9 protein-coding genes are annotated in these 14,376 nt (G+C 71.9%); 6 read left to right on the top strand and 3 right to left on the bottom strand.

Features of this window, described 5'->3' with window-relative positions; all coding sequences use genetic code 11:
* Positions 1 to 7: 7 nt before the first annotated feature.
* The gene (locus AB0C16_RS14170) at positions 8 to 1,699 is read right to left on the bottom strand and encodes a DUF4434 domain-containing protein (protein WP_357682477.1); all 1,692 of its coding nucleotides are present in this window, start codon (positions 1,697 to 1,699) and stop codon (positions 8 to 10) included.
* Positions 1,700 to 1,820: 121 nt separating this feature from the next.
* On the opposite strand from AB0C16_RS14170, the gene AB0C16_RS14165 reads away from it, so the two are divergent.
* Positions 1,821 to 4,628 (top strand): DUF6493 family protein, encoded by a 2,808-nt coding sequence (locus AB0C16_RS14165; RefSeq protein WP_357682475.1) that lies wholly within the window; start codon positions 1,821 to 1,823, stop codon positions 4,626 to 4,628.
* A 93-nt stretch (positions 4,629 to 4,721) separates the two neighbouring features.
* Here the strand turns inward: AB0C16_RS14165 and AB0C16_RS14160 are convergent, their stop codons facing one another.
* The gene (locus tag AB0C16_RS14160) at positions 4,722 to 5,705 is read right to left on the bottom strand and encodes a DUF2804 domain-containing protein (protein WP_357682473.1); all 984 of its coding nucleotides are present in this window, start codon (positions 5,703 to 5,705) and stop codon (positions 4,722 to 4,724) included.
* A 106-nt stretch (positions 5,706 to 5,811) separates the two neighbouring features.
* Here AB0C16_RS14160 and AB0C16_RS14155 point away from each other — a divergent pair, with 106 nt between their 5' ends.
* Complete coding sequence (locus AB0C16_RS14155) at positions 5,812 to 6,942, top strand: mandelate racemase/muconate lactonizing enzyme family protein (RefSeq protein WP_357682471.1); 1,131 nt, start codon at positions 5,812 to 5,814, stop codon at positions 6,940 to 6,942.
* Between the two features lie 41 nt (positions 6,943 to 6,983).
* On the opposite strand, the gene AB0C16_RS14150 is transcribed toward AB0C16_RS14155, so the two are convergent.
* Complete coding sequence (locus AB0C16_RS14150) at positions 6,984 to 9,011, bottom strand: family 10 glycosylhydrolase (RefSeq protein ID WP_357682469.1); 2,028 nt, start codon at positions 9,009 to 9,011, stop codon at positions 6,984 to 6,986.
* A 227-nt stretch (positions 9,012 to 9,238) separates the two neighbouring features.
* On the opposite strand from AB0C16_RS14150, the gene AB0C16_RS14145 reads away from it, so the two are divergent.
* From AB0C16_RS14145 to AB0C16_RS14130, 4 genes are all read left to right on the top strand, one after another.
* Positions 9,239 to 10,750: an N-acetylmuramoyl-L-alanine amidase gene (locus AB0C16_RS14145; protein ID WP_357682467.1), complete on the top strand. Its 1,512-nt coding sequence runs from the start codon at positions 9,239 to 9,241 to the stop codon at positions 10,748 to 10,750.
* Positions 10,751 to 10,992: 242 nt separating this feature from the next.
* On the top strand, positions 10,993 to 12,096 hold the full coding sequence (locus AB0C16_RS14140; protein ID WP_357682465.1) for an ABC transporter ATP-binding protein: 1,104 nt from the start codon (positions 10,993 to 10,995) through the stop codon (positions 12,094 to 12,096).
* A complete protein-coding gene (locus AB0C16_RS14135) occupies positions 12,089 to 13,108 on the top strand; it encodes an ABC transporter ATP-binding protein (protein ID WP_357682463.1) in 1,020 nt (339 codons plus the stop codon). The genes AB0C16_RS14140 and AB0C16_RS14135 overlap by 8 nt, the downstream gene beginning before the upstream one ends.
* A 226-nt stretch (positions 13,109 to 13,334) precedes the next feature.
* Positions 13,335 to 14,282: a sugar ABC transporter permease gene (locus AB0C16_RS14130; RefSeq protein WP_357682462.1), complete on the top strand. Its 948-nt coding sequence runs from the start codon at positions 13,335 to 13,337 to the stop codon at positions 14,280 to 14,282.
* Positions 14,283 to 14,376 lie beyond the last annotated feature (94 nt).

The following is a 14,376-nucleotide window of genomic DNA, read 5'->3' as shown; positions in this document are numbered from 1 at the left end:
TCACCGCTCAGCCGCGGAAGGTGTGACCGCTCGTGCTGGCACGGCCCGCGCCGTTCACGGCTTTGACCGTGATCCAGGGGTGAGCCGGATCCAGGCGGTCGGGGACGAAGGGCGCCCAGGCCGATTCGGGAGCGCCCGCCCCGGCGCGCGGGGCGTGCCGGCCCTGGGCCACGGCCACGGTCTTCACTCCCGCGCCCGCCTGCCGGTAGGCGATCTGGAGCGTGCCGCCGCGCAGGTTGTGGCCTTCGACCGTGATCCCGCCCCGCTCCAGGGCGGCGTGCACGATGATCGGCTCCTGCCAGCCCGCCGCCAGGTCGTCGCTCAGCGAGGGGGTGTCCCAGTTCGGCCGGCAGGTCAGGAACGGGTCCCAGCCATAGGCGATGATCTTGGTCGCGTGCCGTCCCACCGCCATGATCTGCTGGTCGACCCGGCTCTTGGCCGCCCGTCCCCGCAACGGCAGCGGATCGGCCCTGCCGCACTCCCCTGCCACCGGGGTGGGCTCGAAGACCTCCACGTTCACCCACAGCTCCACCCCCGGCACCACGTGCCGGGCGGCGGCCTCGACGTAGTCGCGGGTGGAGCCGTGATAGGCCTGCCGGTTGGTCAGCCTGCCCACGACCGGCACCAGCCGCGCGGCCACCTCGGCGCCGGCCTCGTCGGCCCCGTAGACGGGCACCTTGCCCACACCGCGGCCGTCCTGGATGGCGATGGCCATGGGCGCCCCGGCCCGGGTCGCCGCGATCTCCGCGAAGCCCCGGCCCACCGACTCCGGCGGGAACCCCCGTGACCGGCGCGCGTCCCAGTAGGGGCTGACCGTGATCGTCCGGCCCGGCAGCGTGGCGGCGACCACCTCGTGCTGGGCCGCGTACAGGGTGAGGACCTCGTCGCGCGGCGCCCGGTCCCGCATGGCCAGCTCGAACGACTGGTAGACCCCGCCCAGCGACGGCCACGTCCCGTACCTCTGCCGGTAGTCGGCCAGCACCCGCCCGGTGAAGGCGTTGAGCGCGTCCAGGTGCGCCAGATCGGGCAGCCACGGCTTGACGGGGTCCTGCGGCGCGGCGGGCAGCCCCGGGTAGACCTTCATGCCGTAGCCGGCGGCCTCGGCCAGCAGGTTGCCCACGCCGTCGCCGTCCGTCGCGACCAGGACGAGGTCGTACACGCTGTCGGCGCAGGAGCGTCCGAGCAGCAGCCGGTAGTAGACGCGCCCGCGGCTCTCGATCCGCCGGTCCAGCCCCTCGCAGCGCAGCACGCCGGGCCCGAACCGCTCGCTGGTCGTATAGGTGAAGACGCGGCGGATCGTCTTGCCGGGGATCGCGTCACGGGCGGCCAGGTAGCAGGGCTTGCCGCCCTCCAGGCAGCCGGCGAAGCCGGGATCGGCCTCGCCCTTCGTGCGCACCCGCCCGCCGGCGTCGACCGTGCTCAGCGCGAACCGGGGGCCGAACGTGATGATCGTGTCGCCGCCCAGCGCGTGCATCGCCTCCACGGTGCGCCGGGTCAGGCACGGGTCGGCGCGGGGCACCACCCAGTAACCGGTGATCGCGTACGGGGCCGTGACCCGGGTGTCCCTCGGCGGGCAGGCGGACTCGCCATGGGTGACGACGTCCGGTATGACGGCCGCGCCCGCCGCGAAGACCACGATCAACCACAGGATGAGCCGAGCCCGTTGCCGCACAACCCGCACATACCCGGTCTCGTCCATTTGCGCGATCCTGCTCGACCTTTTGATTCACGACAAGCCCGTTGATTCACGACAAGCTCGGAAATGTCGGCATGCTCTGACAAGATCACGACTCCACGCACCGACCAGAGGAGACCGCGCCATGCCACCGAACCAATCCGCCTGGGCCACGGTGTGCGACCTCATCGACACCGGCGACCTGGCCAAGCTCGTCGAGACCCTGAAGGCCCTGGACGAGCCCGCCCGGCACGAGGTGGCCCGCGAGCTGCCCGGCCACATCGCCGTGGCACGGCAGCGGGCCCACCGGTCCCGCACGAACAACGAGGCGGCGCGCGACCGCGCGCTCCAGGCCGCGCAGGAGGAGTTGCTGGGCCTGAAGGAACGCGGCGAGATCTCCCAGCACGACTACGAGCAGTCGCAGATCAGGATCTGGACCTATCACGGCCCGAAGGCTGACCACGGCCTGCCCGACACCGACGGCTGGGTCGAGCCGATGCGGATCGCCGGCGCGGGCACCATCAGCTCTGCCAAGGCCGTGGTGACCTGGATCAACCGGCGTGACTTCGACCGCTGGGACTTGGCCGGCGGGCTGCGGCCCGCCGCGATCGAGCCGCTGATCGAGGTGATCGCCGCGCGCCCCGCCGCCTGGCAGGCCGACCTGGCCGCGCGGCTGGCGCTCCGGCTCCGTCCCGCGCGCCGCCGCGACCCGCGGAATCCGAACCTCGCGCTGGCCCTGGCCCTGTTCCGCCGTACGGGGGCGACGCCGCCCGAGCACGACCCGCTGGTCGTCGGGTGGGTGTCCGCCGAGCCGCGGCGGGACGACCCGCTGCGTGAGCACCTGCTGCCGCGGATCTTCGAAGCCGAGGGCGTCGGGCGGCGGCTCCGCGACGACCGGGCCTGGGCCGCGTTCCTGCACGGTCTCGCCGCCGAGCGCGAGGTGAGCCGCGACCTGCTGCTCGACGGCTGCCGCCGCCGCTTCCTGCGCGGCGGCGACGGCCCCGACCTGCGGTTCTTCGTCCGGCTGCACGAACTGCTCGAACCCACGCCCGCCGAGCTCGCGCCGCACGCCATCGACTACGCGCGCCTGCTGCCCACCGCGCCGGGGCCGGTGGCCGAGCTGTCGCTGCGGCACCTGCGCGCGCTGCCCGCCCTCGACCCGGCCGACGTGGTAGAGGCGCTGGAGGGGCTGCTGTTCCGGGCGGAGGCCGGGCTGGTACGCGGCGGGCTGAGCTGGCTGCGGGAGTCGCTACGGCAGGCCCCGGAACGGGCCGACGACCTGGCCCCCGCCCTGGCCATGGCGTTCGGTCACGAGGCGCGGACCGTGCAGGAGGCGGCGGCGCTGCTCGCGGTCCGGCACGCGGAGCACTTCACGGAGGCCGGCCGGGAGACCTTGCGGCAGGGCACCGGCACGCTGCCGCCCGACCTGCGCAACCGGCTGGCCGGCGCCATCGGCGGCGAGCTCGTCGAGGAGCCGGAGCCCGAGTCGCAGCCGGAGGAGGTGTTCGTCCCCCGGCGGCTGCCCGCGCCGCCCAGGCCGGTCCCGGCCGTCACACCGCCGGGAACCGCCAGGGAGCTGGCCGAACTGTGCCTGGACGACTCTCCTCATGCGGTCGAACGCTCGCTGGCGGCCTTCGTCCACCTCGCCACCCGCGACCCGGAGGCGCTGCGCACGGCGCTGGCGCCGATCGCCGGGACCGAGGACTGGCGACTCACCCGGGACGAGTGGCGGGAGCACAGCGTCTGGATGCTCGTCCTCGCCATCGACCTGGTGGATTCGGGGCGGGTGTTCGAGACCCAGAGGATCGCGTTCATGAACCACCTGCGCCGCGACAGGGGGCTCCCGCCGATCGTGCGCGACGAGCCCGACCGGCTGCCGGAGCCCAGGCGCGCCTCGCCGATGCACCTGTTCATCCTGCGCAGGTACGACGAGATCCGCACCGCGGCGCGCGCCGGCACCCTGCCGCCGCTGCTGCTCGCCACGCCGAGCCTGTCGACCGGTCACGTCGATCCGGACGAGCTGGTGACCAGGCTGGAGACCCTGGAGGCGGCGGGGGTCGAGCCACTGCCCGCGGACTTCCAGCAGGCGCTGCTCCGGCTGCCCCGCGAGATCGACCCGGCGGTGACCGTACGGGCCGCGGCGCTCACTTCGGAGGCGGGGCGCCGGACGGCCCGCTGGCTGGCCGGGGACGGCCTGCCCGACCCAGCCGTGCGGGTGACCTGGTCGGGAGCGGACGACGGCCTGGGATCCCGGATCTGGATGACCACCACGGTCGAGGCCGCGCCCACCGGCCTGCCGCTGGTCGACGAGCTGCTCGCGGCCCAGCCCCGGCACGTCAACTTCGTCTGCGACGGGCACCTCGGCGGGATGATGGAGCACTGGCCCGCGGTCCTGCCGTCGCACCGGGAGGTGGTGGCCGCCCACCTGATCGGGCACCAGCCGCTCCCGCCCCAGGCGCGGATGCCGTCGAAGCTCCTGCTCGACCTGGCCGACGCCGCGGGGCCCACCGGACCGGCCCTCGCCGTCCTGCTCGCGCACCGGATCTTCCCTCTGGCCTACTACGAGGACGACACGGCTCTCCCGCTCCGCGCCCTGCGCCGGCTGGCCGCCGCCGGCGACCTCCCGGCCGAGCACCTGGGCGCGGAGCTCGCCGAGCGGGTACGGCGAAACGAGATCACGCTGCGCGTCCTGGTCGACAGGCTGGAGGCCGAGGCGGTGAACGGCATGCACCACGACGTGTGGCGCGTCCTCACCACGGCGATGCCGCCCCTGCTTCCCGAGAACACCGGCCACCCGACCAAGGCGCACATCGACCTGGTCGACCTGGCCACCCGGGTCGCCCGCTGGTCGCAGGCACGTGGCGAGCTCCCGGCCCTGACCGCCTTCGCGGCCCGCAAGGGCACCGGCAGAGTCCTCCGCCTCGCCCGAACGCTCACGGCCCAGCTGGAGTGAGACGTCCGACTCGGGCGAGGCGACCGGTTCGGGTGAGGCGACCGACTCGGGCGAAGGGCCGGTTCGGGCGAAGGGCCGGTTCGGGCGAGCCGGTCACCAGCGCTGGCGGGCCTCTTCGGCCCAGCCGGTCAGGCCGTCGAGCTCGACCCAGGTGCCGTCGTCGGCGCGGGCCCGGCCGGTGAAGTGGCCGAAGCACTGGTGCGTCCGGCTGCCCACCACGCCCAGTTCGGTGCGCGAGATCTTGTCGTGGAAGGGAGTGAACTCCACCTCGACCCGCTCGCCGGTGATCTTCCACGGGCGCAGCCAGTCGCCGCGGTCGTAGGTCCAGGTCAGCTCTTCGCCGATCTTGTGCAACCGGCCGTCCACGAACAACGCGTTCTCGGTCATGCCGGTGCCGTCGGTCCACTTGCCGCCGAGCTGGATGGCCAGGCCGGGCGCGCAGCCGGCCGCCCAGTTCCAGGTCATGGAGTAGGGCCACTTGCCCCGGCCGTGGTCGAGCACCGCGAACGCGTCGGCCTCGCTCAGCCGGTGCTCCGCCGACCCCAGTCGCAGCACTCCGCGTACCGGCCGGCCGAGGTCCTTGACCGTGTACTGGAACCGGGACGGCCCCCAGGGCACCACCACGCCGAGCGACTCGTGCCCCTCGGGCAGCGGCACCTCGACGTCCAGCTCGATGCCGGTCGCGACGGCGCGCAGCGAGGTGCCGCCGGCGTGCTGGGCGAGGTCGATGGTCACGCCGCCGCCGCTGACGTGGGCGGTGCCCTCGCCGCTGCGGTCGGGGAAGGAGGCCCCGCGGGCCAGCGGCACCACGGCGTCCTTGGAGATCTCGACGCCCGTGGCACGGTCGAGGACGTAGACGCCGTGGACCCCCGCGTAGTCGAGTGACGACGCGACGAGCCCGATCACGTGTGAGGGGGTGACGATCCCCCAGTATTCCCAGCGCTTGGCCCGGCCCCAGCCGCGCAGGTTGCCCCGGTGCAGCGGGCGTCGCGTCCACCCGACCGCGTCCGGGTTGAGCCGTCCGTTCGGCAGGCACAGGTCGGTACGGGCCGTTATCTCCCGTTCGTGCGTCGACATGACCGAAGGCTAGCCTTCTCACCCCATTTCCACCTCCGCCGAGCCACGGACGTCACCGGCGCTGCGAACCGAGCACGGTAAGCGCTTTCCTGACAGACTGGGCCTCGTGGAATCGAACGATCGCATCGCCCGGGTCCGGCTGTCGTCCGTCTCGCTGCCGCTGAACACTCCGATTTCCGACGCCAAGGTGCTCACCGGGCGGCAGCGGCCGATGACCGAGGTCGCGTTGCTGTTCGCCGAGATCGGCACCGAACAGGGCCACGAGGGCATCGGGTTCGGCTACTCCAAGCGGGCGGGCGGCCCCGGCCAGTACGCGCACGCCAGGGAGATCGCCCCCGAGCTGATCGGCGAGGATCCCAACGACATCTCGCGGCTGTGGGAGAAGCTGGCCTGGGCGGGGGCCTCCGTCGGGCGCAGCGGGCTGGCGGTCCAGGCCATCGCCGCCTTCGACATCGCGCTGTGGGACGCCAAGGCCAAACGGGCCGGTCTGCCCCTGGCCAAGCTGCTCGGCGCCCACCGCGACACCGTACGGTGCTACAACACCTCCGGCGGGTTCCTGCACGAGCCGTTGGAGCAGGTGCTGGCCAACGCCTCGGGGGCGCTGGAGCGCGGGATCGGCGGCATCAAGATCAAGGTCGGCCGGCCCGACACCCGCGCCGACCTCGCCAGGGTGAGGGCGGTGCGCGAGCACCTGGGCGACGGGTTCCCGCTGATGGTCGACGCCAACCAGCAGTGGGACCGGCTCACCGCCCAGCGGATGGGCCGGTCGCTGGAGGAGTACGACCTGACCTGGATCGAGGAGCCCCTCGACGCCTACGACCACGCCGGGCACGCCATGCTGGCGCGCTCGCTGGACACGCCGGTGGCCACGGGCGAGATGCTCACCAGCGTCGCCGAGCACGCCGCGCTGATCGATGCCGGAGCGGCGGACATCGTCCAGCCGGACGCGCCGCGCATCGGCGGCATCACGCCGTTCCTGCGCCTGGCCGCGCTCGCCCGGCATCACCGGCTCCAGCTCGCCCCGCACTTCGCGATGGAGATCCACCTGCACCTCGCCGCCGCGTACGACCAGGAGCCGTGGGTGGAGCACTTCGAGTGGCTGGAGCCGCTGTTCAACGAGCGGCTGGAGATCCGCGACGGCCGGATGGTCGTCCCGGACCGCCCCGGGCTCGGCATCACGCTCAGCGACCAGGCCGCCCAGTGGACGGTCGCCCACTGGGACTCCCAAACCACCTGACCGCTTCCGGACCAGCAATCGCTGCCGAGGTAGTCCGCCGCTCAGAGCCTGGTGATGCGCACCGCGTCGGCGATGACGTAGCCGGTGGCCGAGGTCCAGCGGCTCACCCCGACCACGTCGTAGGTGCCCGCGGCGAGGGTGAAGGTGCCGAGGGAGCGCCACTGGCCGCCGTTCGCGCGCTGGTCGACGGTGACCGTCTGGTTGCCGCCGCCGGCCGCGACGATGTAGGGGGTGGCGCTGTTGTAGCCGGCGTTGGCCGGATACCAGACCTCCACCCGATAGCTGCCGGCGCTGGGGATGGCCGTCCTGAACCAGGCGGGGTCGCTGGCGGCGACGGGGTCGGCGAACCGGTAGTCGGTGCCGTACAACTGCGACGAGTAGGCGGAGGTGCCCCACGCCGAGCCGGCGGTGAAGCCGGCGCCGGCGTTGTCCACGACGACGCTGAACCCGCCGCCGGAGCCGGTCACGGCCTTGCCGGCGCTCGCCGCGCTCTCCTGGTGGGTCCGGTTGAGCGCGGTCACGTAGTAGGTGTAGGCGGCGGCCGAGGCGGTGGTGTCGGTGAAGGAGGTCTGCCTGGTGGTGCCGATGAGGTTGCGGGCGTCGGCGAAGAAGCAGGGGTCGGCCGTGGCGGGGGTGCCGTCCACGCGGTAGACGGCGTAGGAGGTGGCCGAGCCCTGCCAGGAGAGGGCGACGCCGCTCGGCCCGAGGGTGGCCGAGGTGATCGAGGGGGCGGACGGCGCGGCGGCGCCGCCGCGGGCGGGCAGCAGGGCCGGCCGGGTGTAGTGGGTGTTCGCCAGGGTGGTGAACGAGCTGATCCGGTCGGCCCTGACGTCCTTGGCGCTGAAATAGACGTCGCCGGACACTTCGGGATGCTGCCGGTTGACGGTCAGGTGGTCGCTGAGCTCGGCCGGGTCCTGCCAGGCGGCGTCCTGGCCGGAGGCACCCGCCCGGTAGGCGGCCTGGCCGATGACGAGCTGGACTCCGGTGCCGCGCACCACGCCGGACCACCAGGCGGTGAGCACCGCGTAGTCGGCCGTGCCGAAACCGATGTGCCAGTAGATCTGCGGCGCGAGGTAGTCGACCCAGCCCTGCTTCGCCCAGAGCCTGCTGTCGGCGTAGATCACGTCGTAGGACTGCAGCCCTGAGGTGGCCGAGCCGAGCGGGTCGGTGGAGGCGTTGCGCCAGATGCCGAACGGGCTGACGCCGAAGGAGACCCAGGACTTGGCGGCGTGGATGCGCTGGTCCAGCTCTTTGACGAGCAGGTTGACGTTCTCGCGGCGCCAGTCGCCGATGTTGGCGAAGCCGCCGCCATACTGGGCGTAGGTGGCGGAGTCGGGGATGGTCTGGCCGCTCACCGGATAGGGGTAGAAGTAGTCGTCGAGGTGCACGCCGTCGATGTCGTACCTGGTGACGGCGTCCATGATGGCGTCCTCGATGAAGTCGCGGACCTCGGGGATGCCGGGGTTGTAGAAGAGCTTGCCGCCGTAGGCGAAGCGCCAGGCGGGGTGCTGCCGCGCCGGGTGGCTGGCCACCAGCTTGCTGGGGTCGTCGTGGTTGGCGATCCGGTACGGGTTGAACCACGCGTGGAGTTCGAGGTTGCGCGCGTGGGCCTCGCTGACCATGAAGGCGAGCGGGTCGTAGCCCGGGTTGCCGCCCTGTGTGCCGGTCAGCCACTGCGACCACGGCTCGTACGGTGACGGCCAGAACGCGTCGGCCGTCGGCCTGACCTGCACCATGACCGCGTTCATGCGTTTGTGCACGGCGAGGTCGAGCCAGGCGCGGAACTCCGCCTGCTGCGCCGACACGCTGAGGCCGGTGCGGCTCGGCCAGTCGATGTTGGCGACGGAGGAGATCCACATGGCGCGGAGCTGCCGTTTCGGCTTCGCGGGGTCGGTGGCGCAGGCCGCCGACACGGCGGCCTGCGCGGCAGCCGCCGTGGCCGTCGCCGAGGGGGCGGGCGCGGCGGCGCAGAGGAGTGCGGCGGTGAGGGCCGCCAGGACGACGCGCGGGACGGAGCCCGCGATGGCCTCGACGAGCCGCCTTGACCGGCTCACGCGATGCGTGGTCACGAAGGGAAGTTTCACCGTCGATCATTTACAGCGCAATAGTTTTCACCCGATCCGGGGGCCCAACTTTCCCGCTGCCCACATCCGGCCCGCAACCCCCCACACCCGACTTCACAACCCGTCCGCGCGGGCGAAAAGTTTCTTCTAACTCCTCAGTAATGTCAATTATCGACATTTGTCAGCGAACTCACCTAATGTGCATGCCGTTGCCCCCCAACGAGGAGCTCCTCATGACATTCGCCCGCACGCGATTAGCAGCTCTCGTCGCCACCGCCCTCGCGGCGCTCCTGGTCACCGGCGGCCAGCCCGCCATGGCCGCCAAGGAGGCGCCCCTGCCCGCGGCCTTCGACCGGGCCGCCGCCGAGCACGACGTCCCGCGCGACCTGCTCGTCGCGCTCGGCTACGCCGAAACCCATCTCGACGGCCACGACGGCAAGCCCAGCGCCAGCAACGGCTACGGCCTCATGCACCTCGTCAGCAACCCCGCCGCGCACACGCTCGAGAAGGCGGCCGAGCTCACCAAGCTGCCGGTCGGCAAGCTGCGCGCCGACGACGAGGCCAACATCCTCGGCGGCGCCGCGGTCCTGCGCTCCTACGCCGACGAGCTGGGCCTCGACGAGGCCGCGAGGAAGGACGCCGGCCGCTGGTACCAGGCCGTCGCCAAGTACGGCAACGCCTCCTCCCCCGAGCTCGCCCGCCTGTACGCCGACGCCGTCTACGAGCTGCTCGGCCTCGGGCTGGAGGCGCGCGGCGTGACGGTCAAGCCGCAGGAGGTGACCGCCGACCGCGGCGCCTACGCCAAGGCCCGTGACCTGAGCGCGCAGGCCGAGGCGCTGAGCCCCGACTACCCGCCCGCGTCCTGGGTCGCGGCCAGCTCCAGCAACTACACCGTGTCCAGCCGCGAGTCGAGCTACGCGATCGACCGGGTGGTCATCCACGTCACCCAGGGCTCGTACGCGGGCACCATCTCCTGGTTCCAGAACCCCAGCGCCCAGGTCTCGGCGCACTACGTGGTCAAGTCGTCCAACGGCGCCATCACCCAGATGGTGCGTGACAAGGACATCGCCTGGCACGCCGGCAACTGGACCTACAACACCCGGTCCATCGGCATCGAGCACGAGGGCTTCGTCAGCGACGCCTCCTGGTTCACCGACGCGATGTACCGGGCCTCTGCCGCGCTGACCCGCTACGTCTGCGACAAGTACGGCATCCCGAAGGACCGCACCCACATCATCGGCCACAACCAGGTCCCCGGAGCCACCCACACCGACCCGGGCTCGCACTGGAACTGGACCACGTACATGAACTACGTGACCGGCGGAACCACACCGCCGGCGTGGACGACCACGGTCGACAACGCCACGGCCGGCCAGTTCACGGCCAGCGCGAACTGGGGCACCTCCTCCTACTCCAGCCAGCGCAACGGCGCGGACTACCGGTTCGCCACCCCGGTGTCGAGCAGTGACGTGGCCTGGTTCCAGGCCGACATCCCGAGCGCCGGCACCTACAAGGTCGAGGTCTGGTATCCGGCGGATCCCGGCTACAACAGCTCGGCCCCGTACATCGTGGCGACGTCGAGCGGCAACCAGACCGTCTACGTCGACCAGAGATCGGGCGGCGGAGCCTGGCGCACGATCGGCTCGTTCTCGCTCGCCGCGGGCACGCAGAACGTCGTGGGCGTCAGCCGGTGGACCGCGGGCACCGGTTACGTCATCGCGGACGCCGTGCGCATCAGCCGGTAACGAGATATCCGCGCGGCCCGCGCCCATTCCGGCGCGGGCCGTATGACGTGGGCTTTCCCTTTCCCGGTTGATGCACCGTGGCCCGATCACGAAATTCAACATCAACTGTGCCCTTTGCAGGCAGATGTGAAGCATGTTAGATGGGGTTGCAGGGCGTCTCGACTGTCGCGATCAACGCGCTGACCTCGTATTCGCTGTCGGCGTGCGATTGATCATGCATCGGCGGAGAGAGGACCGGGTACATGTCGCTGATTCTCGACGAGGTCCGCCTCCGGCGGCACGGAGAGATTTGGCTCGACGACATCTCCCTCGAATTATCGAGCGGAATGACCATGCTCGTCGGGCCCATGACAGCGGGAAAGACGACACTCATGCGGGTCGTCGCCGGGCTGCTCCCGCCCGACGCCGGCCGGATCACCGTCAACGGGACGGACGTCACCTCGGTCCCGGTGCGCAGAAGGTCGGTCGCCTTCGTCTACCAGCAGTTCATCAACTACCCCTCGCTCTCGGTGTACGAGAACATCGCCTCCCCGCTGCGCCTGGCCCGCGACCTGTCCCGGGCGGGCATCGACCGGCGGGTACGCGAGGTCGCCGAGCTCATGGGCATCGGCGAGCTGCTCGGCCGCAGACCCGCCGAGCTGTCCGGCGGCCAGCAGCAGCGCACCGCGATCGCCCGCGCGCTGGCCCGGCCCGTCGACGTGCTGCTGCTGGACGAACCGCTGGCCAACCTCGACTTCAAGCTCCGCGAGCAGCTGCGGGCCGACCTCAAGAGCATGTTCCGGAACTCCTCCGGCGTGATCCTCTACTCCACGGCCGACCCGACCGAGGCGCTGACCTTCGCCGCGCCGACGGTTGTCCTCGGCGAGGGCCGGGTGCGGCACGTCGGCGAGGTCGCCGAGATGTACGCCCGGCCACCGACGCTGGCCGTCGCCGCGGCGCTCAGCGACCCTCCGCTGAACCTGCTGCCGGGAGTCGTGCGCGACGGCCGGGTGGAGTGCCTCGGCACCTCGTTCCCGGCGCCGCGCGCCCACGCCGCCGCCCACGCCGCCGCCCGCGCCGTCGTCCTGGCGGTGCGGCCACACCACGTCACGATCGGCGACGGCGAGCCGGGCACACTGACGTTCCCCGCCGAGATCCGGCTCGCCGAGGTGACGGGCAGCGCCACGTTCCTGCACCTCCTGCTGGCCGGGCGGCTGCACCTCGTCGCCCAGCTGCCGGGCACCCAGTTGTTCGTCCCCGGCGAGTCGACCACCGTCTCCGTGGACCCGGCGCACATCTTCGTCTTCGACGAGGACGGCGGCCGCCTGCTCGCCGCCTCGGCCGCGGAGGTCGACCTGCATGGCTGACATCCGCCTCGAAGGCGTGGGCCACAGCTACGACGGCGGCCGCACCTGGGCCCTGCGGCCGATGACCTGGACTTGGCGGAGCGGCCGGGCCTACGCGCTGCTCGGCCCGAGCGGCTGCGGGAAGACGACGCTGCTGAACATCATCTCGGGCCTGCTCACGCCGACGACGGGCCGCATCTGGTTCGACGACCGCGAGGTGACGGCCGTGCCGACCGCGGGCCGCGACATCGCGCAGGTCTTCCAGTTCCCCGTGCTGTACGAGGAGATGTCGGTCTACGACAACCTGGCGTTCCCGCTGCGCAACCGGAAGTACCCGAAGGCGGAGGTCGACCGGCGGGTCCGCCGGGTGTCCGGGATGCTCGGGCTGGACGACCACCTGCGCCGCAGGTCACGGCGGCTGGATCCGGGACGGCAGCAGATCGTCAGCCTGGGGCGCGGGCTGGTCCGGCCGGGCGTGGCCGCGGTGCTGCTGGACGAGCCGCTCACCGTGGTCGACCCGGCCATGAAGTGGACGCTGCGCAGCACGCTCAAGGAGATCCACCGCGACACCGGGCACACCTTCATCTACGTCACCCACGACCAGACCGAGGCGCTGACCTTCGCCGACGAGGTGGTGGTCGTCAAGGACGGGGAGATCGTGCAGGCCGGCGAGCCGACCGAGCTGTTCCTGTCACCGGCGCACGAGTTCGTCGGCCACTTCATCGGCTCGCCCGGCATGAACGTGCTGCCTGCCGAGATCACCGGCGGGGTGGTGCGGGTCGGGCGGGCGGCCGTCGGGCGGGCGGTGGGCGACCTGCCGCCCGGTCCCGTGCGCATCGGGGTCCGTCCCGAGTTCGCCGTGATCGACTCCGCCCGGTCCACGCCGGGAGTGGCCGGGCGGGTGACCGGCGTGGACCGCATGGGGGCGTACGACCTGGTGCACGTCCTCGTAAACGACCAGGACGGCCAGGACGGACCCCGCAGAACGGCCGGGATGGGCATGGGGGCCAGGGGGGCCATCCCCTGGTCGTGAAAACGGACACCGGCCCCCCATTCCTGCCGGGCGACCCCTGCTTCGTCCGCTTCGCCACCGACCGGGCGTTCCTGTTCCGGGACGCGGTCAGGTGCGGGCTGCTCGCACCTCTGAACGGGAGTGGCGAGAGAACGGAGGGCCGGGAAGACGAGGTGCGAGAGAACCGGAGAGACGAGAGATCGGAGGAGCGGGAAGGCGGGGGCGGAGTGAACGGGAGGGGCGAGGCGTGACCGACCAGATCGCCGCCGTCACGGACGGCCAGACGCGGGACGGGACCGGCGCGCCGCGCGACGAGCCGGACAGGCGCGTGGAGGCCAGGCCGCGGGACAACCGGGCCTGGCTGCTCGTGCTGCCGGTCGTCGTGTCCGTGACGTTCACGGCGCTGATCCCGCTGATGACCGTCGTCAACTACTCGGTGCAGGACATCTTCAGCCCGAACGACCGGATCTTCGTCGGCCTGGAGTGGTTCCGCGCCGTGACGCGCGACCCGGAGATCCGCGCCGCCTTCCTGCGGACCCTGCTGTTCTCGGCGCAGGTGCTGCTGGTGGAGATCCCGCTGGGGGTGGCAATCGCGGTCGCGATGCCGCGCCGCGGGTTCTGGGTGTCGGTGGCCCTGGTCGTCGTCGCGCTGCCGCTGCTCATCCCGTGGAACGTGGTGGGCACCATCTGGCAGATCTTCGCCCGCGCCGACATCGGGCTGGGCGGCTGGACGATCAACCACGTGCTGGGCGTCGACTTCAACTACACGCTGGACTCCACCGACGCCTGGATCACCGTCCTGGTCATGGACGTGTGGCACTGGACGCCGCTGGTGGCGCTGCTGGCCTACGCCGCGCTGCGGTCGATCCCCGACCCCTACTTCCAGGCCGCGCAGATCGACGGCGCCTCGGCCTGGGCGACGTTCCGGCGCATCCAGTTGCCGCGGCTGCGCGGGGTGCTGACGATCGCGATCCTGCTCAGGTTCATGGACAGCTTCATGATCTACACCGAGCCGTTCGTGGTCACCGGCGGCGGGCCCGGCAACGCCACGTCGTTCCTCAGCGTCCTGCTGTCGAAGATCGCCGTCGGTCAGTTCGACCTGGGGCCGGCGGGCGCCTTCTCACTGCTCTACTTCCTCATCGTGCAGATCGTCTCGTACGTCTTCTTCACCGTGCTGACCAGGGCCGGGAGGTGAGCGCGATGGCCGGAGGGCAGGTCGCGGTGGCGAGGCGGGCCCGGCGGCAACTCCCCTGGGCGCGTACCGTCTTCTGGCTCTACGCCGCCACGCT

Source organism: Nonomuraea sp. NPDC048916 (assembly GCF_040649575.1).
Lineage (GTDB): Bacteria > Actinomycetota > Actinomycetes > Streptosporangiales > Streptosporangiaceae > Nonomuraea.
This window is presented reverse-complemented; position numbering and strand designations above follow the sequence as displayed.